The organism is Ancylobacter sp. WKF20, from assembly GCF_029760895.1.
GTDB lineage: Bacteria > Pseudomonadota > Alphaproteobacteria > Rhizobiales > Xanthobacteraceae > Ancylobacter.
In genome coordinates this window covers 2332406-2355159 of the sequence record NZ_CP121679.1, presented here as the reverse complement: position 1 = coordinate 2355159, position 22754 = coordinate 2332406, and the positions used below count along the sequence as shown (strand labels likewise).

Here is a 22754-nt window from a genome sequence, read left to right as displayed (position 1 = left end):
GCTGGCACCATGTGAGCTGCGCGGCATCTGAAGGAATACGCTGTGCTTGTGCTTGCAGTTGGTCAGCGGTTCTGCCGTAGCATGGTTTCCGCGGCGATGTAGCCCCAGGTCATGTTGGGACCGATGGTCGTACCCGCGCCGACCGCGCGGGTACCAAAGGGGTTGGCCATGGCAAGGCCAGCGGCGTAGAGCCCGGCCACCACCGAACCGTCCGGCCGCAGTACCTGCGCTTTGTCATTAGTGCGCGCGCCGCCCTTGGTGCCGAGGATCGAGCGGTTGAGTGTCATGCCTATATAGGGTGGCTTGTCGATCGGCTTCAGGTGCGCCGGATCGCCATGTGCCTTGTATGCTTCCCAGCCGGTTTCTCCCCGCCGGAAATCGAGGTCGTGCCCTTCGGCGCAGAAGCGGTTCCAGCGTGCAATGCTGGCTTCCAGCGCCCCAACCGGCAGGCCGAGTTCCGTCGCGAGGCCGGCAACGGTGTCGGCCTTTTTCACCCAGCCCGGCTCATAGGAGGCGTACCAGCGGAACGGCAGCGAGGTGGACAGGAAGCGATGATCGCCGACGAGGAAGCAGGGCAGGTGCAACGGCGCCCCGTCCGACCCACGGGCGTCGATCGCCTCTCCGATGTTGAAGTCATTTTCGCTGACGAAACGCTCGCCAAAGCGGTTGACCACAATGGAATGCGGTTCGGCCTGAAACGTCATGGGCAGGCCATGCGGTTGCCCTTGGTAGCGGGTCGGCAGGCAGGGGTAGATATTGGCCTGATCCATGCGGTCGAGCTGCGCGCCCACGGCGGCGGCGAGCCTCTGGCCGTCGCCCTCATTGCTGCGCGGACTTCCGAGCCGGTCGATCGGGCCGGGGAAATGCTGCGCGCGCATGGCCGGATCCCATTCGAAGCCGCCCGAGGCAATGACCACACCGCGCGTCGCATCGATGACCCGGCGCATGCCAGCCTGCTCGACGTCGACACCGATGATACGTGCATCGCTATCCGTCACGAGCCGAACGGCGCGGGTGTCGAGCTCGAAGGTGACCCCGGCGTCCAGGCAGCCCCGGATCAGCCCGGTCATCAGCGCCGTACCCTGCGCGCCGGCATTTGTCAGCCACCGCCCGATGAGCTTTGGCCACAGCTTGAGGCCGGCGCGGATCGGATGATGATAGATGTCGAGATCGACGATCTCCTGATAGGTGAACAGATGCGGAAGGGTCGATCGGCGCAACCGGGCAGCGTAGCGCCCGAGTAGGCGGCGGCTGAGCGGTCGCGGCGAGACCATGCGGCCCAGGGCCTTGCCGCCCGGCGCTTCGCTGAACGGGTCGGGTTCGTTGATCAGCCTGAAATCGAGTGGCGTGTTGTCGGCGAGAAATCGCAGCATATCGGGCGCGGCGTCGATGAAGGCCTGCCAGCGGGGCGCTTCGGTTTCGGACCAGCCATCAGGCGCGACCGCGCGCAGATAGGCGATGGCTTCCTCCCGGCTGTCGCTCACCCCGGAGGCGGCGGCGATATGGTTGGCCGGGATCCAGACTCCGGAACCTGACATGGCGGAGGTGCCGCCCAGCCAGGCGCTCTTCTCGACGACCAGCACGCTGAGGCCGCCTTTGGCCGCGCGCAGGGCCGCTGCGCAGCCGGCGGAACCCGAGCCCAACACCACCACGTCATACGTACCCATCGCCCGTCCCATCCATGTTTCGCCGAACTATAGAAAGCCGGGTCGATAAATGTCTACTATTGTGTCGACACTTTTGGCGATGATAGATTCCGACTGTTCGACGGTTCACCCGCCCGGCTAGGCTGGGCATCCCTTCCAATGGTTTCCCGCTCTTTCGAGGCTCCCATGGATCCGCTCCACCGCCCGACCCTGCCCGCTGGCGTCCACATTTCGGGCCCAGACACCCGCGAAAGCTACTGGCAGCCCGTACCCGCCAATGGACATATCGACGTCGCGCTGGCGCCGCACATCGTTGGCATGGAGTACCCGTTCGGCATGGGTACGCAGTCGGTGGCGCCCGGCGGCTATGTCCGCGAACACACCCATGACCGCAACGAAGAGGCGGTCTACGTCATTGAGGGTCACGGCCGCGCCGTGGTCGAGGGGCAGGAATACCCGATCGGCCCGGACAGCGTGATCTTCCTGCCGAAGAATGTTCGTCACATGTTCATCAATGACGGCGAGACCAAGCTGCGCTGGATATGGCTCATTGTGCCGAACGGGCTTGAGGATTTCTTCCGGCAGATCGGCCGGCCGCGCAAGCCGGGCGAGCGCGTGCCGTCAAACTTCCCCCGGCCGGAGAACGTGCTGGAGATCGAGCGCCAGACGGTGTTCGGCGCCGACCTCGCCGACAAGTTCGACCCGGTGAAGAAAGCCTGAGCCCCGCGGAGCGCCCATGACCGCCGCCCCTGCGACACTGGGACTAATCGGCTTCGGCGCTCTCGGGCGACAGATAGCGGCCGAGATGGGGCCGCGCGAGGCGCGGTGGCTGGTACTCACCCGTCACGGCGCCCGCGAGTTGCCAGCCCATGTTGCGCCGGTGGACGACCTTGCCGCCCTCATCGCTGCGCGACCGGTGGCGGTAGTAGAAGTCGCTGGGGCTGCGGCCGTCGCCGCGCATGCCCCGGCCTTACTGGAAGCGGCCATACCGATGGTGCTGGCCTCGGTCGGTGCCCTGGCCGATGACAGGCTAGCGGCGCAGCTGGAAGCGGCGAGCGCCGCCTCCGGCGCACAGCTGGTCCGGCCCGCCGGTGCGGTGGGTGGCCTCGACTATCTCGCGGCCATTGCCCATCTGCCGGATGCCCGGCTGCGCTACACGTCCCGCAAGCCTCCCGCCGCCTGGGCCGAAGAACTCGCCCTACGCGGCCTCGACGCCACCGCGCATGCGGTCGTGCTGTTCGAAGGCTCGGCGGAAGATGCGGCGCGCCGCTTCCCGCGCAATCTCAACGCCGGGCTGACCCTAGCCTCGGCCTGCCGGCCGGCGCCGCTCGCCGTGCGGGTCGTTGCCGATCCGGCGGCAACCGGCAACACTCATGAGATCGAGGCAGAAAGCGCCGCGGGCATCGCCCTGCTGCGCTTCGTAAACGCGCCTTCTCCCGTCAATCCAAAAACCTCGCTGGTCACGGCGCTGAGTCTCGTGACAGCCTTACGTGCATTGCTGGCACAAGGGAGGCCCCGCTGATGGCGACGTTCACAGCCTCCGACGGCTGCCGCTTTCATTACGACCTGTTCGGCACGACCGGTCCATGGGTGGCACTGATCCCCGGCCTCGGCGGCGACGGGCGTTTCTGGAACGGCGTCGTCGCCCGCCTCGTGAGCGATCATCGCCTGCTCGTGGTCGACCATCGCGGCGCCGGGCGCAGTGAGCGGCCGGCGGGCCCCTATTCGATCCCCCTCATTGCCGCCGACATCGCCGCCCTGCTCGCCGCCAGGGGCGAGCCTGCGCATGTGGTTGGCCATTCGACCGGAGGGGCGATCGCGCAGGTACTGGCGCTAGACCATCCCCCGTTCGGCCTGAGCTACACAATCAGCAGTTCCTGGGCACGGGCGGACGCGCGCTTCCGCGCCCTGTTCACCGCTCGCGCCGAACTGCTGGAGGCCGGGCTCGCCGCAACCTATCAGCGGCTCACCCACGTCTTTGGCCATGAGACGGCCTATCTCGACCAACATGCGGAGCCACTGGAGGCGGCGGTGGCCGCAGCGCCCGCAACCCTCGCGCCACTCACCGTCGCTGCTGCGCGGGTACGCATGCTGCTCGACCATGACCGCCTTGATGATCTCCTGCGCCTCGCGGCAAGGGTGCAGGTGATCGCCGCGAATGACGACATTCTGACGCCACCAGCCTTGTCGCGTGCGGTCGCCGACGCGATACCGGGCGCGGCCTTCCACACCTTACCGGGCGCACATTTCCATCCTGTCACGCACCCGGAAGGCTTCGCCGCCATTATCCGCCGCTTCGTCGTCGGGGCGGTTGATCGAGGAGCCCCGCGATGAGCGTCCCGGCCCTGATCGATGCGCGCCTTCCCCCCGGCGCCGCGCTGGTCGCGGATGGCCGGGCGATGGCGCGCATCTGGCGTCTTGGCACCTCCCGCTTCCTGCGCGAGACCGGTCTGCCGTCGGAAGCCGAGTACAAGCGGCGGGCGGCGGCCGAGGGGCGGATCATGCAGCACGCCCATATCGGCTTTCGCAACATCGAGCGCACGCTTGAGGCGATCGGCGTCGTGCATGGGCGCTGCGCGCAGGCCGGCATCACCGTCGATCGGTTCGGCATCACCCTGGACTGGTCGATGGGCTACCCGGAAGCCCAGCGGGCGCAGGCTTCGCGCGGCACCGGCATTGTGCTCAACGGGCCGGAGGACTTCGCCCGCGTGACGGAGGCGGCACCAGCGGCGGCGCATTTTGGCGACTTCATGCTCGGCCTGCCGGCGGCGCTGGAGAACACCCGCGCGGCGCTTGCCGCGGGCGCCACGGCAATCGGCAATCTCGGCCAGTATTTCACCTTCCGTCTGCCCTATTGGGACGACGACGTTGCCACCACGCAAGCGACCGTCACCGCGCTTGGCCTGATCGCCGCGCAGGAGGCGGAGATCCTCGTCCATTCCAACCTTGATGACGGGTTCGCCGGGCTGTTCTTCGACATGGCCTGCGCGCTCGGCATGGTGGTGATCGAGAAGTACATCGTCGAAGAACTGATCGGTGCCCGCCTCGCCCATTGCTACGGCCACCATTTCAGCGACCCGCTCTCGCGCATGGCCTTCCACGCCGCGCTGACCCGCATCACCGAAACGCCGGGAACCATGATCTTCGGCAACACCGTCGCCTATCAATCGAGCCCGGCCGGCAACTACGCCAGTCTCGCCAGCTATCTCACCGCCGACATGCTGGCGCTGGGTCGCTGGCCCTCAGGGCATGCGGTCAATCCCGTGCCGGTGACCGAGAACCAGCGCATCCCCGACGTCGACGAGATCATCGACGCCCAAACCTTCTGCCATCGTCTGGCGGCACATGCTCCCTTCTACGACCCACTGACCGACTGGACGAAGGTCGAGGCACTGGCCGACGAGCTTGTTGCCGGCGGTCGCCGCTTCGCACGTGCGGTGCTGGAAGGCATGGCCGCGCGCGGCGTGCCGGTGCGCGACCCGGCGGCCCTGATGCTGGCCATTCGCCGGCTGGGGCCGAAGCGGATGGAGGCGCTGTTCGGGCCGGGCGCCGAGACCCCGCGCGGGCGGGCAGCGCTGATCCCCGCCGAATGGGCGCGCGAACTCGACGCCAAGGCCTTGCGCTGGGTAGCGGCCCAAGCGCCGCTCGCCACGCCACGTCCAATCACCATCTGTATCGGCACCACCGACGTCCATGAGCACGGCAAGCATCTCGTTGAGCAGGCTCTGGACGGACTCGGTGTGCGCATTGCCGACGCAGGGGTCGCCGTCGATCCGGAGACTCTGGTGGCCTATGCCATTGAACGGGAAGCCGATGTCCTCGCCATCAGCACCTATAACGGCGTGGCGCTCAGCTATGTGCGTGCGGTGAAGGCGGCGATGGCGGCTCGGGCGGTCGTGTTGCCCGTGCTGGTCGGCGGCCGGCTGAACGAGGTGCCGGCCGACTCCAACTCCGGTCTGCCGGTCGATGTCACGACCGACCTTGTTGCCCTCGGCGCCCATCCCTGTGCCGATCTTGACGCCATGCTCGCGGCGCTGCGCGCGACGCTCCCCGAGGCCTGAGCCGGCTGAGAACCCGCTGCGCCGCTCTCATGCGCCCCTCACCACGCCGTCATGCCACCATCGACAGTGAGGATTGATCCGGTTGCGAAGGAGGATTCGTCACTCGCCAGCCACAGAATGGCGTTGGCGATCTCGATCGGCTGCGCCACGCGGTTCATCGGCGCACGGGCGTTGAGCGCTGTCACAAAGCCTTCGGGATCGTCATGGGTTTCGAGGATCTTGTCGAAATAGCTCGACCACGTGGTCCCCGGCGCCACCGCGTTGACGCGGATGTTCTGTGCGGCGTGGTCGAGCGCCATGGCACGAGTCAGCGCCGCCACGCCGCCCTTGGAAGCGACATAGGCGGCGCGGTCGGCAAGGCCCACCTGGGCGATGTTGGAGGCGGTGTTGACCACTGAGCCACCGCCACCTGCCGCCATCAGCGGGATGATGTGCTTCGAGCACAGGAACACGCCTTTGAGATTGACCGCCATGAGCGCGTCCCAGTCGGCCGCCGCCGTGGTGACCACTGAGCCGCGAATGCCGTAGCCGGCATTGTTGACCAGCACGTCGACCCGGCCAAAGCGGGCCTCGGCCTCACGCGCCATGGCCTCAACCGCAGCCTCCTGCGAAACGTCGACTGCCAGCGCCACACCCTCGATTGCGCTGGCAACTTCGGCGGCCCGCTGCTCATCGCGATCGACCACCAGCACCCGCGCGCCTTCCTTCGCAAACAGCGCCGCCGTCGCCGCGCCGATGCCGGCACCGGCGCCCGTGATGATCGCCGTCTTACCTTGCAGTCGCATCCCATCCCCTCATCACAGCCTTGCGCATTTCATTGTGCCCAACGGGTTGCAAAGTGTCGACACATTTGTATTTAATTCCTGCCAGCGTCGGGAGGGAACCGGTGAAGAACACGCCGTCGGTTGACGAACACCTGGAAATCTATCGTCGGATGCTTCTGGTGCGGCATCTGGAGGAGGGGCTCGGCGCCTTGCACAAGGAAGGCCGGACCCGCGGGCCCATCCATCGCTGTGACGGGCAGGAGGCGGTCGGCGTGGCCGCAACCGCGGTGCTGGAGCCGGACGACAAGGTCACCACCACCCATCGCGGCCATGCCGTCTATATCGGCAAGGGCATGGCGATGCGTCCGGTGATCGCCGAGATCTTCGGCCGCGCCACCGGCGCCTGTGCCGGCCGAGCGGGGCACATGCTGATCGCCGACGCCGACAAGGGCGTCATTGGTGGCAACGCGATCGTCGGCGCCAGCATTCCGGCGGCAGCCGGTATGGCGCTGTCGATGCAGGTGCTCGGCCGCAAAGGTGTCGCGCTGTGCGTTTTTGGCGACGGAGCAGCCCAGACCGGCATCTGCCATGAAGCCATGAACATGGCCGGCCTCTGGAAGCTCCCGATGGTCTTCGTGCTGGAGCACAACGGCTTCGGACTTACCGTGCCGTCCGAGGTGCAGTCCGCTGTGCCGGACCTGTCGGTGCGCGCGGCCGGCTACGCCATGCCGGCGGAGATCGTCGACGGCAATGATGCCGTCGCCGTCTACCGCGCGGTCGGGGCGATGGTTGAGCGCGCGCGGCGGGGTGAGGGGCCCGGCCTCGTCGAGTGCAAGACTTACCGCGTTGAAGGTTTTTCCACGTCCGACATGGGCGGCTACCAGAAACCGGAGGACATCGCCGCCTGGAAGGCCCGCGACCCGCTGCGGATATCACGCGCCGCGCTGCTTGCCGACGGAGTTCCAGAGGAACGGCTCGCCGCGCTGGAGACCGCCGCCCGGGAGGAGGTCGATGCCGCCTTCACCGCGGCGCTGTCCGATCCCTTTCCTGCCTTCACCCCCGATGCGGCCTGCAACCCCTACAGTGAGGCCCACTGACATGGCTCTCATGCGCTATGCCGAAGCATTGAACGCTGCCCTGCGCGAGGAGATGCAAGCCGACCCCTCGGTCTTCCTGTTCGGCGAGGACATCGGCCGCTATGGCGGTGTGTTCAAGGTCAGCAAGGGGCTCATGGACGAGTTCGGCGAGACCCGTGTGCGTGACACCCCGATCTCCGAGCAGGCCCTTACCGCCATGGCGGTGACGGCAGCCATGACCGGCACGAGGCCAGTGCTGGAGATCATGTATGCCGACTTCGTGCCGCTCGCGCTCGACGCGTTGGTGAACCAAGCCTCGATCTACAACTACATCTGGAACGGCCAGGTGGAGATTCCGCTCGTGCTGCGCACCCAGGGCGGCGGCGGCGCCGGCGCCGGGGCGCAGCATTCCAAGTCGCTGGATTCGATGCTGGCCCATATTCCTGGCATCAAGGTGGTGGCACCCGCCACCCCCGCCGACGCCAAGGGTATGCTGAAGGCAGCGATCCGCGACAGCCAGCCGGTGGTCTTTCTTGAGCACAAGCTGCTGTACAACATGCGTGGCGACGTGCCCGACGGTGACATCATCGTGCCGCTCGGCAAGGCCGCGACGGTGCGCGAGGGCACGGACATCTCGCTCTTCGCGTCGTCCCGCATGGTGGTGGAAGCCACACGGGCGGCCGAGTTGCTGGTCGAGGACGGCGTCTCGGCCGAGGTCATCGATCTGCGCTCGCTTCGGCCGCTCGACATCGGCGCCATTGTCGCCTCGATCACCAAGACCCATCACGCCGTGGTGGTGAACGAGGGTTGGCGCTTCTGCGGCTATGCCGCGGAGCTTTCGGCCAGCATCATGGACCACGCCTTTGACGAACTCGACGCGCCGGTCGCCCGCGTGACGCTTCCGGACATGCCGATCCCCTATTCCGAGCCGTTGGAAACCGCCATGCTGCCCAACGCGGCCAAGATCCGCGCGGCGGCCCTCGCGACGCTGAAGTGAGGGCGGCGGCGATGACCACCTTTCCGATCCGCCTCGACAGCGCCGGCGGCGAGTATATGGAGGACGCGCTGGTCGTCGGCTGGTCGGTCAGGCCGGGCGACGCGGTGAAGGCCGGCCAACTCCTTGTCACGGTAGAGACCGCCAAAGCGGCAACGGAGATCGAGGCCGAGCGCGACGGTTGGCTGGCGGAAATCTTCTACGCGGTAGGTCAGGAGGCACCGGTTGGCGTGGTGCTCGGCACGCTCGCCGACGCGCCACCTGCCAGCATCTCCGCCTCGTCCGCGCGCGAACACCCGCAGGCCGACGTCCAGCCTTACCTGCCCCCGGCATCCGCTGCCGACAGCGCGACACCACCGACCCCCGCCTCGGTCCGGCGGCCGGCGAGCCCGCTCGCACGGCGCACGGCCCACGCGGCCGGCCTCGATCTTGCCGACATAAGCGGCACCGGCCCACGCGGCCGCATCAAGCAGCGCGATGTTCTGGCCCGGCTCGCAACCCGCGATGTCATTCCCGCATCCGTGGCGGCCACAACCCTACCTGAAGCAGCCCCGGCGCGGCGCCCCGCCCCGGTCGTCCTGCTCCATGGCTTCGGCGCCGACCGGTCGAGTTGGCGGCAGGTGACACCGCTGCTCGCGGCGTCACTGCCCGCAGGAACCGAGTTGCTGGCGCTCGACCTGCCCGGACATGGCAGCGAGGCCGGACGTCCGGCCATGAGCATCGAGTCGATGGCCCTCGACCTATCAGCCCGGCTCGACGCGGCCGGCCTGGAACAGGCCCACCTCGTCGGCCATTCGCTCGGCGGTGCGGCCGCGATCATGGTGTGCGCGCTTGGCCGCCTCGCCGTGCGCTCGCTGACGCTGATCGCCCCCGGCGGGCTCGGACCGGAGATCAATGCCGGCTTCCTCGCGGGGCTCGCCGAGGCGGCGACGCCGGAGGCGCTTGGGCGCTGGCTCGCCGAAATGGTCGGCGAACCGGGCACCTTGCCTGCCGGCTTCGCCCGCGCCGCCTTCGCCCAGAGGGAGCAGGCCGGCAACCGCGCCACGCTCGCCGGACTCGCCGGGCAGTTGTTTGCGGGCGGCACCCAGGGGTTCGACCTTGCTGCCGAACTGGCGCGCGTCACCGCCCCGACCCGCCTGATCTGGGGCCGGGCCGACCGTATTGTTCCAGCCGCCCATGCGGCGCGCGCGCCTGGCTTCGCCGCCGTGCATCTCCTCGACGGCATCGGCCATGTGCCGCAGCTGGAGGATCCGGCGCTCACCGCCCGCCTGATCGCCGAAACCGTGCGCAGTGCGGGATAGGCACGCCGCCCCTTTCGCCCCTCGCCATTCCCGCCCGACAGGAGCCCGCCATGATCTTCGACCATCGCACCTACACCGCCCGGCCAAACAAGCTTTCGAACTTCCTCAAGCTCTATGAGGAGGTCGGCCTGCCCATGCAGCGGCATTATCTCGGCGAGCCCTTCGGTTTCTTCCAGACCCATATCGGCGACCTCTCGCGCACGGTGCATCTGTGGAAATATGACAGTCTCGCCGACCGCGAGGCGCGTCGCGACCGCATGGAAGCCGATCCGGAATGGCAGGCCTACCGGCTCAAGGTGATCGAGACCGACTACCTGCTCGACATGCGCAACCAGATTCTGAAGCCCGTCTCCTTCTTCGATCCGGGCAAGTGAGAGCAGGGTCGATGGAGCTTGTCTTCTCGGCGGAGGGCCGCAATTGGCCGCTGCGCCTGACCGGCGATGCCGGCCGTACGCGGCGCGCACTCCTGCGCGCCCTGCCGCTGCCGTTACAGTTGCACACCCCCAAGATCGCCGGCAGCCACATCTACTGGCACGCCCCGTTCATCGAGGACATCGAGGGGGCGACCCATGTGCTGGATGCGCCGTCCGGCGCCTTCATCTACTGGCCGGTACGGCAGTTCCTGGAGATCACCTTCGCACCGTTGCAGGCGGAGACGGCGCAGGTCACCGTGCTCGGTCATCTCGACGCGCCGGTGGACGGGATCGCGACGCTGGCCGCCGCGCTCAAGCGCGGGCAAGGGCGGCGGATATTCGCCGGCTCGCTCGCCCGCGTCGACGGCGGGGCGGTTGAGCCCGCGCCCCCCTCGCCACTTCCCGGCGATCTCCTGGCCGCCCGCGCGGCGCTGTGGGCGGCCTGCCCGGCGGACATCGCCCGTCTCACCCAGTCGCGAGCGATCATGCACCCGGTCGGCCCGGTTTTTGCCGCCGAGGGTGAGGCCCGGGTGCTGCACGAGGCGCTTTGGTGGGTCCGCTGCGAACGGGAGCGCACCGCCGAGCCCCTGCGCCGTTATGCCGCCCGGCTGGCGCTGAGCAAGGCCGCGACCCGGCTGCGCGACTTCTGCCACCTCGACACCACGGCGACGCTGCTGTTCCGGTTAGAGGCGGCGATGAGCGAGGACGCACTGCCTTTCGACGTGCTGCTGGACGAAGCCATCCTTGTCGCCGGCCGGACCGGCGCCTGGATCGACCTCCTCATTCCGTGGAACGACCTCAACGAGTCATTCCGCGCGGCATTGGACTGAAGGTTCTCTCATGGAAAAAATGGTCGTCGGCATCGTCGGACTCGGGGTGATCGGTCAGCGTTGGGCGGCCGCCTTCGCCCATGCTGGCCACGACGTCCAGGGCTATGACGCCGACCCCACCCGCGCGGGCGGTCTCAGGGAGGCGCTGCCGGCACTGATGGCAGAGCTCGACGCTCTACACGGGGCGGCGTACGCGCCCGGCAGGGTGGCGACCTTCGCCACCCTCGGCGAAGCGCTGGCCGGCGTCGACTTCGTACAGGAGAGCGGACCGGAACAGCTCGCGCTCAAGCAGGCACTGCTGGCAGATATCGATGGCCTCGTCGGCGCGGAGGTGGTCATCGCCTCCTCCTCCTCGGCACTGCTGGTCTCGGAGATGCAGGCCGCGTGCCGCCACCCCGGCCGTATCGTGCTCGGCCATCCGTTCAACCCCGCGCATCTGATGCCGTTAGTGGAGATCGTTGGCGGCCGGCTCACCGATCCCCCGAGCCTTGCCCGTGCCCGCGCGATCTACGAGGCGATCGGCAAGAAGCCGGTGACGCTTAACCGTGAGATCACCGGCCATCTGGCCTTGCGACTCATGGGAGCAATGTGGCGCGAGGCGATCGCGCTGGTGCGCGAGGGCGTCGCCTCGGTCGAGGATGTGGACCGCGCCTTCATCTATGGCCCCGGCCCGAAATGGACACTGCAGGGCGCCTTCATTTCCAACGGCCTCAACGCCGCCGGGATGGAGGACTTCCTGGTCAAGTACGGCCCTACCTATGAGGCGATCTGGGAGACGCTGCTCGACGCTCGGCTCGACGACGTGACCATCGCGGCGGTGTCAGCGTCCACCGCCGAGGCAGTGGCCGGCCGCAGCCAGGAGGCTCTGCGCGCCGCCCGCGACGTGGGGCTCATCGAGTTGCTGAAGACGGTCGCCGCGCGCGGCGCGCTATGATTTAAAGGCCAAAGACCCATGGACCACCGCACAGCTCTCGTCACCGGCGCCTCGCGTGGCATCGGCGCGGCGATCGCCGCAGCCCTCGTCGCCGAGGGGCTCACCGTACACGCGCTGGCTCGCGACGCTGCGGCGCTCGGCGCGCTAGCCGACCAACTCGGACCCAAGCTGAAGCCGCTGCCGGGCGACGTGCGCGACCTCGCAACGATTGCCATCGCGCTCGATGGCGCAGCAATTGACGTGCTGGTCAATAACGCCGGCGGCCTTGCCACCGTGCGGCCACTGCATGCGCAGAGCGCTGAAGAGACGGCGGAGGTGATCGCGCTCAACCTCACCGCGCCCCTCCAGCTTATCCAGTTGCTGTTGCCCGGAATGATCGAGCGCCGGCGCGGCCATATATTCAACCTCACGAGCACCGCGGCCAGCGCCGTGTTTCCCGGCACCGCCACCTATGGCGCCACCAAGGCCGGCATGTCGCAGGCCGGACGCATCCTGCGCCACGAACTGGCCGGCACCGGCGTCCGGCTCACCGAAATTGCCCCTGGGCGGGTGGAGACGGACTTCTACCTCAAGGCCTTCGACAACGACCGCGATGTCCTGCGCGAACGCATGTACACGCAACAGCGGCCACTCCGCCCACAGGACATTGCCGAAGTGCTCATCGGGGCCCTGCGCCTGCCCGATCATGTCGACATCGCCGAGTTGATCGTCTCGCCGAGCGAGCAGGCGCCCGGCGGCTATGTTTATCCGTCGGCGCCGGAACGGTAGTCACCGCGCCGGTCCGCCACGCGGGCTGGTGAGGCGCGCCAGCACCGCCTCGCAGGCGGTTTCCCACAGCGCAGGCTGCCCGCCGGCGGACAGCACGTCGAGCCCGAGTTCGGTGATGCCGCCGGGCGTGACAAGCTCGTCGAGAAGCTGCGCCATCGGCTCGGGCTTCTCGGCCATCAGCCGGCCGGCGGCAACAAAGGTCAGCGCCACCAGCCGACGCATCGCCTCGGCCTCAGGCCCCTGTTCAACGGACCATTCGGTGGTGCGACGGATGAGATCCTGCGCCCAGCCATAGACGGCGGCGTTGACCGTCGCCACCTCGAAATCCGCTTCGCTCGCCAGCGCGATAACCGGACCCAGCCGTTCCAGGACCGCCACCGCTTCCGCGAGCACCGGAAAGCAGGCGGTGGGGCTGGCATTGATCTCGGCGGCGGTCAACGGCATGGCGCGGACCACCCGCGCCGGCGCGACGTCGAGGCAGGCGAGCGGCACCCCCGCACAGGCCGAGATCACCACCTGTCCCTCGCGCCAGGGAAGCCCTAGGACCGCCCTCGCGGCGTCAGCGGGACGCACCGCGAGCAGCACCACCTCGACGCTGTCAACGAGGCCGCGATTATCCGCCGCGATGGCCAGTCCATAGCGATTGGCGAGTTCCTGCGCCCGCCCGCGCGGCGACAGCCGCAGGTGCTCCGGCTCCAGACCCGAGCGCAGGAGCCCCGCGACCAGTGTCGCCGCCAAATGCCCGACGCCGAGAATGCCCACCCGCATGATCCTGATGCCTCCAGTGATGGCGGTCGCTTGCCTTTGAACCGAGATTGGAAAAGGTTGGGCCGAACTGTCGACACCGCCCCATGCACAAGGAAGCCTCATGCCGGAGAACTCCGAGATCGCCGCCGTCCTCGACCCTCCGGCCGAGGCCGGCGCCGACACGCGCCGCGCCGCGGACAGCAGCGAGCGGGTCTATCAGGTGATCCGCAAGATGCTGGTGGAGTTCCGCCTGAAGCCGGAGCAGCGCATCAACGAGGTGCAACTCTCGCGCAGCCTCGGCGTCTCCCGCACGCCAATCCGCGAGGCGTTGAACCGGCTCGCATCCGAGGGCTTCGTCTTCCTCACGCCGAATCGCGGCTTCTTCGTGCGCAGTCTGTCGACGGAGGGACTGCTCGACCTCTACGAGTTGCGCTCGATCATTGAATGCGCCGCCTTCCGGCTGATGTGCGAGCGCGCCAGCGACGAGCAGATCGGTCAGCTCCGCAGCTACTGGGATGCCATCGTCGAGGGCTATCGCGAACAACCGCCGGACCTCATTCTCGCCGAGGACGAGGGCTTCCATCTACTGATCGCCGAACTGTCGGGCAATCCGGAGATCGTCGCCCAGCTGAACTCGATCAACGCGCGCATCCGTTTCATTCGCCGGATCCAGATCGAGCACCGCACCCATGACCCGGCACAGGTGGCCGCCCATTCCGCTATCGTCGACGCCGCAGTGCGGCGCGATATCGAGGGCGGCGTCAATCTGTTGCGCAACCATATCGAGCTCACCATCTCGGCGACCCAAGAGGCCCTGAAGGACGTGCTGCTGAAGGTCTTTGTTGCCGACAACGCCCGTCCCCGTCGCCGCCGTACGCCCCTCGCCACGGATAAGGATTAGTCAGGTACAAGATTGAACGCAACAGTGTCGACACTTTGTTGACGTGGTCTCGATTGTCTGTTTCGATGCTCCCGCCGGCGTGAAGACCGGGATCACCTTTCAGCCGCAGTCCTTCCGAGGATAGGGGAGCCGCAATGAAATCCGTTGCCTTGCTGTGCCTGGGCGTGTCGCTCATCACCGCGCCGGCTTTCGCCGACGACATCACCATTGGGCTCGCCGGCCCGCTGTCAGGGCCGCAGGCCTATTTCGGCGGCACTTGGCACAATGGCTTCAAACTCTATGTCGACAAGCTGAATGCCGCTGGCGGTGTCAACGGAACCAAGGTTCTGATCAACCAGCAGGACGACAAGGCTGACCCGCGCGAAGGCACGCTGGTCGCGCAGAAGTTCTGCGACGACGACAAGGTCATCATCGGTCTTGTCAACTTCAATTCCGGTGTCGCCCAGTCGACCCTGCCGATCTACGAAGACTGCAAGATGCCGACCATGACCTTCGGCTCCAACCCTTCGCTGACGCGTCAGGGCTACAAGTTCATGGTGCGGCCAGTCGCCAACGACCTGGCCGGTGCGCTCCTGCCCGCCGAGTATGCGCTGGGCAAGCTCGGCGCCAAGACAGCTGTCGTGGTCAACGACAAGCAGGTCTTCGGGCAGGGCATTTCGGAGATCTTTGCCTCGAACTTCGAGAAGGGCGGCGGCAAGGTGCTCGACACGCTGGCGGTCGCGCCGTCCGACGTCGACTTCACAGCCGTGCTGGCGCAGATCAAGGCGAAGAAGCCCGACGTCATCTATCTCGGCGCGGTGATGCCGCAGCTCGCTCTGTTCGCCAAGCAGATGCATCAGCAAGGGGTCAAAGCGACCCTTCTGGTTCCGGACGGCGGATATACCCCGGATCTCATTCAGCAGGCTGGCCAGGACAATGTCCAGGGCACGCTGGTCGCCATCCAAGTGCCGCCCATGGATGCTTCACCGGACATCGCCGCCTTCGCGAAGGCCTATAAGGACAAGTATGGCGAGGAGGCCGGTCCCTACTCGATCTACGGCTATGTCCAGGGCCAGATCCTCGAACAGGTGCTGAAGGATACCAAGGGCCATTCGCGCGAGCAGATGAACGATGCCCTGCACCATGTGAAGGCCAAGACCGCCATCGGCGTCCTCGAATTCGACGATACCGGTGAGCTGAAGGTGGGCCCGTCCTATCTCTACAAGGTCGACGGCAAGGACTTCGTGCTGATCGGCTCGAAGTGAGGCAACGCCTCCCCGGCTAACGCGTCGTCGGTCACCCCGAGCGGGCCCGACGACGGCGGCCGGTCAACATGTGCCGACCCCGACGACCCGGACAGGACGCCCATGCTAGGAATTTTCTTCCAACAGGCCGTCAACGCCCTGACCATCGGTTCGATCTACGCACTGATCGCGCTGGGCTACACGATGGTCTACGGCGTGCTGCGAATGATCAATTTCGCGCATGGCGAAATGTTCATGCTCGGCGCCTATGCGGCCTTCCTTGTTCTCGCGCTTTTGGCGGGCGACGCTCATGCGGCCGGTCCCCTTACGCTCGTTGCCGCTTTCGTTATCGCGGTGGTCGCGGTGGGCGGGATCGGCGTTCTGATCGAACGCTTCGCCTACAAGCCGCTGCGTAACTCCACTCGGCTCGCGCCAATGCTCTCCTCGCTTGGCGCCTCGCTCGCCCTCGTGGCCGGCATGCAGATCCTGGCCGGTCCGCAACCGGTGGCATTTCCCAGCTTCTTTCCTTCGGTCACCTACAATGTGATGGGCGGAACCGTCACCTCGGTGCAGATCGGCATCCTCGTTGCCGCCTTCGTGCTGATGTACGGCCTGACCTTGCTGGTGAACCGCAGCCGCATCGGCGTCATCGTGCGTGCCGTCTCGGAGAGCCGGCAGACCGCGCGTCTGCTTGGCATCAATGTCGATTTCGCCATCTCAATGGTGTTTTTCACCGGTGCGCTACTCGGCGCGGCGGGGGGCATCCTTTACGCGAGCTATTACGGCATCATGTCGCCGACCATGGGTGCGGTCGTCGGTTTGAAGGCCTTCACCGCCGCCATCCTCGGCGGCATCGGCTCGATCCCCGGCGCCGTGCTCGGCGCCTTCATCCTCGCTTTCGTCGAAGTCGCCGGCACCGCGCTACTCCCCCTCCTCACCGGCGGGCTGCTCGGCACCGAATACCGCGACGTGCTCGCCTTCGCCATTCTCATCCTCGTGCTGCTCGTTCGCCCGGCGGGCATACTCGGCGAGCCGGTGTCCGAGGAGAGCATGGTCTACAAGAGGGAATTCTGATGCCCACCGACGCGCCTTCCCTGCGCGCCGCCGCGCGCGCCAGCCGCCCGATCGCGCTGCTGGTGTTGGCGCTGATCGTCGCGCTGGTCCTGGTGACGCCCTTCCTGCCGAACTACTACATCCGGGTCGCAAACAGTCTGCTCATCTATGTGCTGCTGGGCATCGGGCTGAACATCGTCATTGGCTATGCCGGGCTGCTCGATCTCGGCTTCGTCGCCTTCTACGCCGTGGGCGCCTACAGCTATGCACTGCTGGCCAGTTCCCAGCTCGGCCTTCATCTGCCGCTGGTGGCAATCCTGCCAATCGCCGTTTCGCTCGGGGTGCTCGCCGGCGTGTTGCTCGGCATACCGGTTCTGAAGCTGCGCGGCGACTACCTCGCGATCGTCACGCTGGGTTTCGGTGAGATCATCCGCATCCTTATCAACAATCTCGGCGCCGTCACCGGCGGGCCGAAGGGTGTGGCCCGACTCGACAAGGCGTCCATCGGCGGCCTCGACATCGCCCGGCCGGCGGAAATCTACTGGCTGCTTGTCGTCGTGGTCGTGGTCACCGGTCTGCTGGTCTGGCGGCTGGAACGCTCCATCCTTGGCAAGGCCTGGGCGGCGATCCGCGAGGATCAGGACGCGGCGCGCGGCATCGGCATCAACACGACCAACGCCAAGCTGGCCGCTTTCGCCACCTCGGCGGCGATCGGGTCCATTGCCGGCGTGATCTTTGCCGCCTCGCAGCGCTTTGTCAGCCCGGAGAGCTTCTCGCTGCAGGAATCCGTGCTGATCGTGCTGATGATCGTCATCGGCGGTATCGGCAACATTCTCGGCATCGTGGCCGGTGCCGCGATCCTCATCCTGCTGCCGGAGGTGCTGCGCGAATTCGCCGAGTGGCGGGTGCTGTTCCTCGGCATATTGATGATCGTGCTGATCATCGCCCGGCCTGCCGGGCTCGTGCCGCGCTCGATCGGCCCGGAGAAACTCATCAGGGGGCTGTTCGGCAAATGACCCTCGCCTTCTCCCACGTGTACAAACAGTATGGCAGCTACGTCGCTGTCGAGGACGTGTCGCTGACCTTCGAGCCGGGCCTGATCTATGGCGTGATCGGGCCCAATGGCGCCGGCAAGTCGACGCTGATCAACATGGCGGCCGGCTCCTACACCATCTCCGCCGGTGAAATTACCTTGGATGGTCGCCGGCTCGACACGTTGAAGAAATACGAGATCGCCCGTGCCGGGGTGGCGCGCACCTATCAGAACATCCGCCTGTTCGATCAGATGAGCGCGCTCGAGAACCTCGAAGTGTGCTTCTATCCGGCGGATGTCGGCGGCACCTGGAAAGAGGTGCTGTGGCCACCGTACAAGCGTGCCCGCGAGGCCCACCGCCGGCAGGCGGCGCGCGAGGTGCTGCGCTTCTTCGGGCTGCTGGGCTACGCCGAAAGCGACGCGGGCAGCCTGCCCTATGGTCGCCAGCGCATGCTGGAGATTGCCCGCGCCCTCGTCGCCCGACCGCGCGTGCTCCTGCTCGACGAGCCCGCCGCAGGCCTAAACCATCACGAGACCGCCGAACTCACCGCCAAGCTTGCCGAGTTACGGGCGCCCGACCGCATCATGATCGTCGTCGAGCACGACATGGACCTCGTCATGACGCTCTGCGACCGCATCGTGGTGCTGCACCATGGCCAGAAGCTTTTCGAGGGTACCCCCGCCGAGGTGCAGCATAGCGCCGACGTTCAGCTCGCCTATCTCGGGACCGCCAATGACATCGACGACATCCGAACCGCTGCTCAGGATCGCCGGACTCAGCTCGGGATACGGGCGCGTCAACGTTCTTGACGGCATCGACCTCGAAGTGGACCGGCAGGAGATCGTGGTCATCCTCGGGCCAAATGGCGCGGGCAAGACGACGCTGCTCAATTCCATCTCCGGCGTTGCCCGCACCGGCGCCGGTCGCGTCACCTTCGACGGGCGCGACATCACCGGCGCCAAGCCGGAGCATGTGGTGCGCCTCGGTCTCACCCACTGCCCGGAGGGACGGCAGATCTTCCAGCGGCTGACCGTCGAGGAGAATCTCCTCGCCGCCCATATCGGGCGCGGCGGCAAGAGTTTCGAGACGTTGCGCGCTGAGGTATTCGAGCTGTTCCCGATCTTGAAGGAGCGGCGCAACGGCATGGCGAGCCGCATGTCCGGCGGCCAGCAGCAGATGCTCGCTATCGGCCGCGCTCTGATGGCCGAGCCGGTCCTGCTGATGCTCGACGAGCCCTCGCTCGGCCTCGCGCCGAAGGTGGTGCACCAGATCTTCCGTATCATCCTCGACCTGTCCACGGCCGGCATCTCGATCCTGCTGGTGGAACAGAACGTACAACTCGCCCTTGAATGCGGTGACTACGCCTACATGCTGAACACTGGGCGGATCCGCCTCCACGGCCGGGCGCAGGAGATCGCCGCCCATTCGTCTCTGGGCGAGGCCTATCTGGGCGGTGCCACCGGGGAGACGTTGCATGTTTGAGGTCGACTGGAAGACCCCTCACTTATGGCGCAAGACGATCGTCGACCGACGCCCGGCGCCGGTGTTGGAGGGTGACCTCTCCTGCGACGTGCTGGTGGTGGGCGGCGGCTTCACCGGCCTCGCCACGGCGCTAGGCGCGCGGGATAGCGGGGCTGCCGTCATCCTGCTCGAGGGCAACGAAATCGGCTCGGCCGCCTCCGGGCGCAATAACGGGCTGGTCATCTCGCATCATTCCAAGGCCTCGCCGTCCGAGTTCGAGGCGGCTTACGGCAGGGTGCATGGCGAGCGCTACAACCGGTTGGTAGCGGACGCCGCCGGGGTCGCCTTTGGGCTGATGCAGCGCTTCGGGATCGACGCCCACCAGGTACAGGAAGGCTGGCTTCAGCCGGCTCACAACGAGCCAACCCTTGCGCGGGCGCGCACCTTCCACGACGAGTGGAAGGCGTTCGGCGCCACAGTCTCCTGGCTCGACCGCGGCGAGGTGAGCCACCGCATCGGCAGCCCCTATCTCGGGGGCTGGATGGTGCACAATTCCGGTCACATCAATCCCTTCGCCATGACCGTCGGTCTTGCTGGTGCGCTGGAGCGCGAAGGGGTGAGGATTTTCGAGAACTCCCGCGGTCTTCGGCTCGAGAAGGTCGAGGCGGGCTGGCGGGTCCACACCGCGCAGGGCTCGGTGACCGCGCCGGAGGTGGTTCTCGCCACCAATGCGCTCACCGGCGATATCTGGCCCGGCCTCAAACGCACGCTGATTCCGTTCAAGGTATTCCAGGCCGCCACGGAGCCGCTGCCAGCGGAGGTACGTGCGCAGATCCTCATCGGCAGTCCGGCGGTATCGGACATGCATGCGGATATGCGCTATTTCCACTACGACCGTGACCACCGGCTGGTGAGCGGTGGCACACACACCTTCTGGCACGATGAGGTTGAGCGCGGACGCGCCAAGGTTGCGCGCATGCTGGGCAAGGCCTTCGCGGCGCTGGGCGGACCGCCTGTCATGAGCGAATACTGGAGCGGTACTTTCGCGGTGGTGCCCGACCGGCGGCCGCGCCTATTCCGCCTAGCTCGCGGCCTTGTCTTCGGCGGTTTGTATTCAGGCAGAGGCGTCGCGCTTGCCCTCTCGCTGGGACAGGAGATCGGCCGCTGGGCCGCCGGGCGGCGGCGGGACGACGAGATGCCCCTGCCGGTCACCGCCATGAAGCCGGTGCCGTTTCATCCAATCGCTGTCCAGGTGGCCAACCATCTGCATCCCTGGCACCGCTATCAGGATCGGCGCGCTTGAATTCCGAAGCTTCGTGACACGCCCCCATTTGCTGTGCCCCAAGTCCATCTGTCCCTCCATCCGCGACGGTGCCGACTTTAATCCGCACGAATTCAACGGGTTGATGTGCAGGACCGGTCGCTTTGATCTGGTCTCGCTACAAAATCGACCGATGGCGCTTGGCGTGGGGGCTATTGGTCGCCTGGGCTGCTCGCGCTATCGTCCGCCCATGGGCCTCATTCGAATTCTCCTGGTCGACGATCATCCGATTGTGCGCGAGGGCTATCGCCGCCTGCTCGGACGCCAGCCGGGGCTTTCGGTGGTGGCCGAGGCGGGCGACGGCGAGGCAGCGCGGGCGGCTTTCCTTCAGCACCGGCCCGATATTGTGCTGATGGATCTCTCCATGCCGGGCGGGGGAGGCTTTTCAGCGGTCGAGTCGATCCTTGCCGACGATCCCCAGGCGCGGATCATCATTGTTTCCATGCATCAGGGCGCGGTTTTCGCGCAGAGGGCGATGGCTGCCGGGGCGCGTGGCTTCGTCTCCAAGTCCAGCCCGCCGGACGAACTCGTCCGCGCCATCGCGACGGTGATGGGCGGGCGGCGCGCGCTGTCCACGGATGTGGCGCAGGAATTCGCGCGCACCGTGGTGGAGGACGACCCGGCCGCGGGCCTGACCCCGCGCGAGCGGGACATTCTTCTGATGCTCATGCGGGGCATGAACGGACGTGCCATTGCCCGCGACCTCAACCTCTCGTCAAAGACGGTTCAGAACAACCTGTCGCAGATCCGGGCCAAGCTGGGCGCGTCAGGCGATGCCGACCTCGTGCTCAAGGCGCAGCGCGCCGGCCTCGTGCCCGCCCTGTGATGCGTGGCCTGCTCCCGCAGCTCGTCATGCGGGTGCTGGCCGCGGGGCTGCTGACCGTCCTCGTCGCGGCGGGGTGGGTGCTGTGGGATACGGCGAATGCCGCGCGCCGTGACGCACAGACGACGGCCACTCTCGTCTCCGACGCCATCGCCGCCCGGCCCAGTTTTGAGGGGCTCGCCTTCGGCGGCGTGGCGCCGACCCCGGTGTTCCGCGACTGGCAGGAATTTCCCGCCTGGAGCTTGATCGCGCCGGGCATCTGCGTCGAGCTTGGGCCCCGCGACCAGCCAATACAGCGACGCTGCGGGCCCTATCTGGCGGCGCCCACGCCTCCCGGTTGGTTCGTCTGGCTGGCGGAGCGCGTCGGTTTGGTGCCCGGGCCGGTCGCCGTCCCGGTGCGCACCCGCTACGTCTCGGACGCCTATGTGACCGCCATTGCCGACCCCGGCGTCATCGTCACCCGCGCCTGGGCCCGCACGGGCGACCTGATGAGGGTGGCCGTCGGCATGGCGATCGGCGGCGCGCTCCTGACCGGCCTGCTCATGATCCGCCTGCTGGCGCCGTTCAGGCTCGTGCTGCGCGGCATCGAGCGCTTGCAGCGGGGCGACTTCAGCGCCCGACTGTCGCGTCTCAAGGTGGCGGAATTCGACCGGTTGAGCCGCGCCCTGAACGAGACGGCGGCGGTGTTGCAGGAGGCGCAGGCCGTGCGTGCCGAGCTGACACGGCGGCTTTTCTCGGTGCAGGAGAATGAGCGGCGGGCGCTGGCGCGTGAGCTGCACGACGAGTTCGGCCAGTGCCTCGCGGCGACCCGCGCCATGGCGGCAGCGATTGCCCAATCGGGAGAAAGCACGGCGCAGGACGGGGCCCGCATCGCCGAGATCTCCGGCCAGATGATGGACAGCCTCCGGGCCGAGCTCGCCCGGCTGCGGCCGCCGGACCTTGATGATCTCGGCCTGCGCCCGGCCTTGGAGCGCATGGTCGCCGACTGGCGCGCGCGCGCGCCGGCTGTACGTTTCGAGCTGAGATTCGCTGGGCCTGTCGATGCCGTGCCTGATGACCTCGCCCTCAGCCTCTACCGCATCGCGCAGGAATGCGTGACCAACGCCGTTCGCCACGGTTCCCCGACCCACATCGCGCTGCATATCGAGGTCGGCGACGCCATCACGCTGACCGCCGCCGATGACGGCTCTCCCCGCCATGACGGGGCGATCAGCAGCGGCTACGGCCTGCTTGGCATCCGGGAGCGGGTCGACGCGCTGGGCGGCAGCTTTGAGCTCGCCCCGGCCGAAGATGGCATGCGCGCGGTCGCCCGCCTGCCGCTCTGATCCGGGCGATCTTCCCGGGTGGGACGGGAAGCCGTCTCTGGCGACCCGTGCCGGACCATCCCATGCTCGCGGCGAGATC

23 protein-coding genes are annotated in these 22754 nt (G+C 67.2%); 20 read left to right on the top strand and 3 right to left on the bottom strand.

The features are described 5' to 3' along the window. Window positions 1-62: 62 nt before the first annotated feature. Complete coding sequence (locus AncyloWKF20_RS10965; protein WP_279314108.1) at window positions 63-1667, bottom strand: FAD-dependent oxidoreductase; 1605 nt, start codon at window positions 1665-1667, stop codon at window positions 63-65. Between the two features lie 165 nt (window positions 1668-1832). On the opposite strand from AncyloWKF20_RS10965, the gene AncyloWKF20_RS10960 reads away from it, so the two are divergent. From AncyloWKF20_RS10960 to AncyloWKF20_RS10945, 4 genes are read left to right on the top strand one after another with little or no spacing between them, the layout of a single operon-like run. After that, the gene (locus AncyloWKF20_RS10960; protein ID WP_279314107.1) at window positions 1833-2366 is read left to right on the top strand and encodes a cupin domain-containing protein; all 534 of its coding nucleotides are present in this window, start codon (window positions 1833-1835) and stop codon (window positions 2364-2366) included. A 16-nt stretch (window positions 2367-2382) separates the two neighbouring features. Beyond that, window positions 2383-3168 carry an aspartate dehydrogenase domain-containing protein gene (locus AncyloWKF20_RS10955; RefSeq protein ID WP_279314106.1) on the top strand — a complete coding sequence of 262 codons (786 nt, stop codon included), beginning with the start codon at window positions 2383-2385 and terminating at the stop codon, window positions 3166-3168. After that, window positions 3168-3980: an alpha/beta fold hydrolase gene (locus AncyloWKF20_RS10950; protein ID WP_279314105.1), complete on the top strand. Its 813-nt coding sequence runs from the start codon at window positions 3168-3170 to the stop codon at window positions 3978-3980. Before AncyloWKF20_RS10955 ends, AncyloWKF20_RS10950 begins: the two co-directional genes overlap by 1 nt. Next, window positions 3977-5707 (top strand): cobalamin B12-binding domain-containing protein, encoded by a 1731-nt coding sequence (locus tag AncyloWKF20_RS10945; RefSeq protein ID WP_279314104.1) that lies wholly within the window; start codon window positions 3977-3979, stop codon window positions 5705-5707. The genes AncyloWKF20_RS10950 and AncyloWKF20_RS10945 overlap by 4 nt, the downstream gene beginning before the upstream one ends. A gap of 38 nt (window positions 5708-5745) precedes the next feature. On the opposite strand, the gene AncyloWKF20_RS10940 is transcribed toward AncyloWKF20_RS10945, so the two are convergent. Next, a complete protein-coding gene (locus tag AncyloWKF20_RS10940; RefSeq protein ID WP_279314103.1) occupies window positions 5746-6492 on the bottom strand; it encodes an SDR family oxidoreductase in 747 nt (248 codons plus the stop codon). A 101-nt stretch (window positions 6493-6593) separates the two neighbouring features. Between AncyloWKF20_RS10940 and AncyloWKF20_RS10935 the strand changes: the two genes are divergently transcribed. Genes AncyloWKF20_RS10935 through AncyloWKF20_RS10905 form a run of 7 tightly spaced genes read left to right on the top strand, consistent with a single transcriptional unit; the run spans window position 6594 to window position 12787 of the window. Further along, window positions 6594-7568, top strand: coding sequence for a thiamine pyrophosphate-dependent dehydrogenase E1 component subunit alpha (locus tag AncyloWKF20_RS10935; protein WP_279314102.1), 975 nt, complete (start codon window positions 6594-6596; stop codon window positions 7566-7568). A gap of 1 nt (window position 7569) precedes the next feature. Continuing rightward, window positions 7570-8544, top strand: coding sequence for an alpha-ketoacid dehydrogenase subunit beta (locus AncyloWKF20_RS10930; protein ID WP_279314101.1), 975 nt, complete (start codon window positions 7570-7572; stop codon window positions 8542-8544). An 11-nt stretch (window positions 8545-8555) separates the two neighbouring features. Beyond that, a complete protein-coding gene (locus tag AncyloWKF20_RS10925) occupies window positions 8556-9842 on the top strand; it encodes an alpha/beta fold hydrolase (RefSeq protein ID WP_279314100.1) in 1287 nt (428 codons plus the stop codon). Window positions 9843-9892: 50 nt separating this feature from the next. After that, the gene (locus AncyloWKF20_RS10920; RefSeq protein WP_279314099.1) at window positions 9893-10216 is read left to right on the top strand and encodes an NIPSNAP family protein; all 324 of its coding nucleotides are present in this window, start codon (window positions 9893-9895) and stop codon (window positions 10214-10216) included. 11 nt (window positions 10217-10227) lie between these two features. Further along, window positions 10228-11085: a hypothetical protein gene (locus AncyloWKF20_RS10915; protein ID WP_279314098.1), complete on the top strand. Its 858-nt coding sequence runs from the start codon at window positions 10228-10230 to the stop codon at window positions 11083-11085. Window positions 11086-11095: 10 nt separating this feature from the next. Further along, window positions 11096-12019, top strand: coding sequence for a 3-hydroxyacyl-CoA dehydrogenase NAD-binding domain-containing protein (locus AncyloWKF20_RS10910; protein ID WP_279314097.1), 924 nt, complete (start codon window positions 11096-11098; stop codon window positions 12017-12019). 18 nt (window positions 12020-12037) lie between these two features. Beyond that, window positions 12038-12787, top strand: a complete 750-nt coding sequence (locus tag AncyloWKF20_RS10905; protein ID WP_279314096.1) for an SDR family NAD(P)-dependent oxidoreductase — start codon at window positions 12038-12040, stop codon at window positions 12785-12787. On the opposite strand, the gene AncyloWKF20_RS10900 is transcribed toward AncyloWKF20_RS10905, so the two are convergent. Continuing rightward, window positions 12788-13555 carry an NAD(P)-binding domain-containing protein gene (locus tag AncyloWKF20_RS10900; RefSeq protein ID WP_279314095.1) on the bottom strand — a complete coding sequence of 256 codons (768 nt, stop codon included), beginning with the start codon at window positions 13553-13555 and terminating at the stop codon, window positions 12788-12790. It abuts the gene before it with no gap. Window positions 13556-13655: 100 nt separating this feature from the next. On the opposite strand from AncyloWKF20_RS10900, the gene AncyloWKF20_RS10895 reads away from it, so the two are divergent. From AncyloWKF20_RS10895 to AncyloWKF20_RS10855, 9 genes are all read left to right on the top strand, one after another. Beyond that, window positions 13656-14435: a GntR family transcriptional regulator gene (locus tag AncyloWKF20_RS10895; protein WP_279314094.1), complete on the top strand. Its 780-nt coding sequence runs from the start codon at window positions 13656-13658 to the stop codon at window positions 14433-14435. Window positions 14436-14569: 134 nt separating this feature from the next. Next, window positions 14570-15679, top strand: coding sequence for a branched-chain amino acid ABC transporter substrate-binding protein (locus tag AncyloWKF20_RS10890; protein WP_279314093.1), 1110 nt, complete (start codon window positions 14570-14572; stop codon window positions 15677-15679). Window positions 15680-15781: 102 nt separating this feature from the next. Then, window positions 15782-16732, top strand: coding sequence for a branched-chain amino acid ABC transporter permease (locus AncyloWKF20_RS10885; RefSeq protein WP_279314092.1), 951 nt, complete (start codon window positions 15782-15784; stop codon window positions 16730-16732). Then, a complete protein-coding gene (locus AncyloWKF20_RS10880) occupies window positions 16732-17727 on the top strand; it encodes a branched-chain amino acid ABC transporter permease (RefSeq protein WP_279314091.1) in 996 nt (331 codons plus the stop codon). Before AncyloWKF20_RS10885 ends, AncyloWKF20_RS10880 begins: the two co-directional genes overlap by 1 nt. After that, window positions 17724-18554 (top strand): ABC transporter ATP-binding protein, encoded by an 831-nt coding sequence (locus tag AncyloWKF20_RS10875; RefSeq protein ID WP_279314090.1) that lies wholly within the window; start codon window positions 17724-17726, stop codon window positions 18552-18554. The genes AncyloWKF20_RS10880 and AncyloWKF20_RS10875 overlap by 4 nt, the downstream gene beginning before the upstream one ends. Beyond that, window positions 18478-19227, top strand: coding sequence for an ABC transporter ATP-binding protein (locus AncyloWKF20_RS10870; protein WP_279314089.1), 750 nt, complete (start codon window positions 18478-18480; stop codon window positions 19225-19227). Before AncyloWKF20_RS10875 ends, AncyloWKF20_RS10870 begins: the two co-directional genes overlap by 77 nt. Further along, entirely contained in the window at window positions 19220-20509 is a 1290-nt protein-coding gene (locus AncyloWKF20_RS10865; protein ID WP_279314088.1) for an FAD-dependent oxidoreductase, read from the top strand. Before AncyloWKF20_RS10870 ends, AncyloWKF20_RS10865 begins: the two co-directional genes overlap by 8 nt. 13 nt (window positions 20510-20522) lie before the next feature. After that, on the top strand, window positions 20523-21353 hold the full coding sequence (locus tag AncyloWKF20_RS10860; RefSeq protein ID WP_347710374.1) for a response regulator transcription factor: 831 nt from the start codon (window positions 20523-20525) through the stop codon (window positions 21351-21353). Beyond that, a complete protein-coding gene (locus AncyloWKF20_RS10855) occupies window positions 21353-22675 on the top strand; it encodes a histidine kinase (protein WP_279314087.1) in 1323 nt (440 codons plus the stop codon). The genes AncyloWKF20_RS10860 and AncyloWKF20_RS10855 overlap by 1 nt, the downstream gene beginning before the upstream one ends. The last annotated feature ends 79 nt before the right edge of the window (window positions 22676-22754 follow it).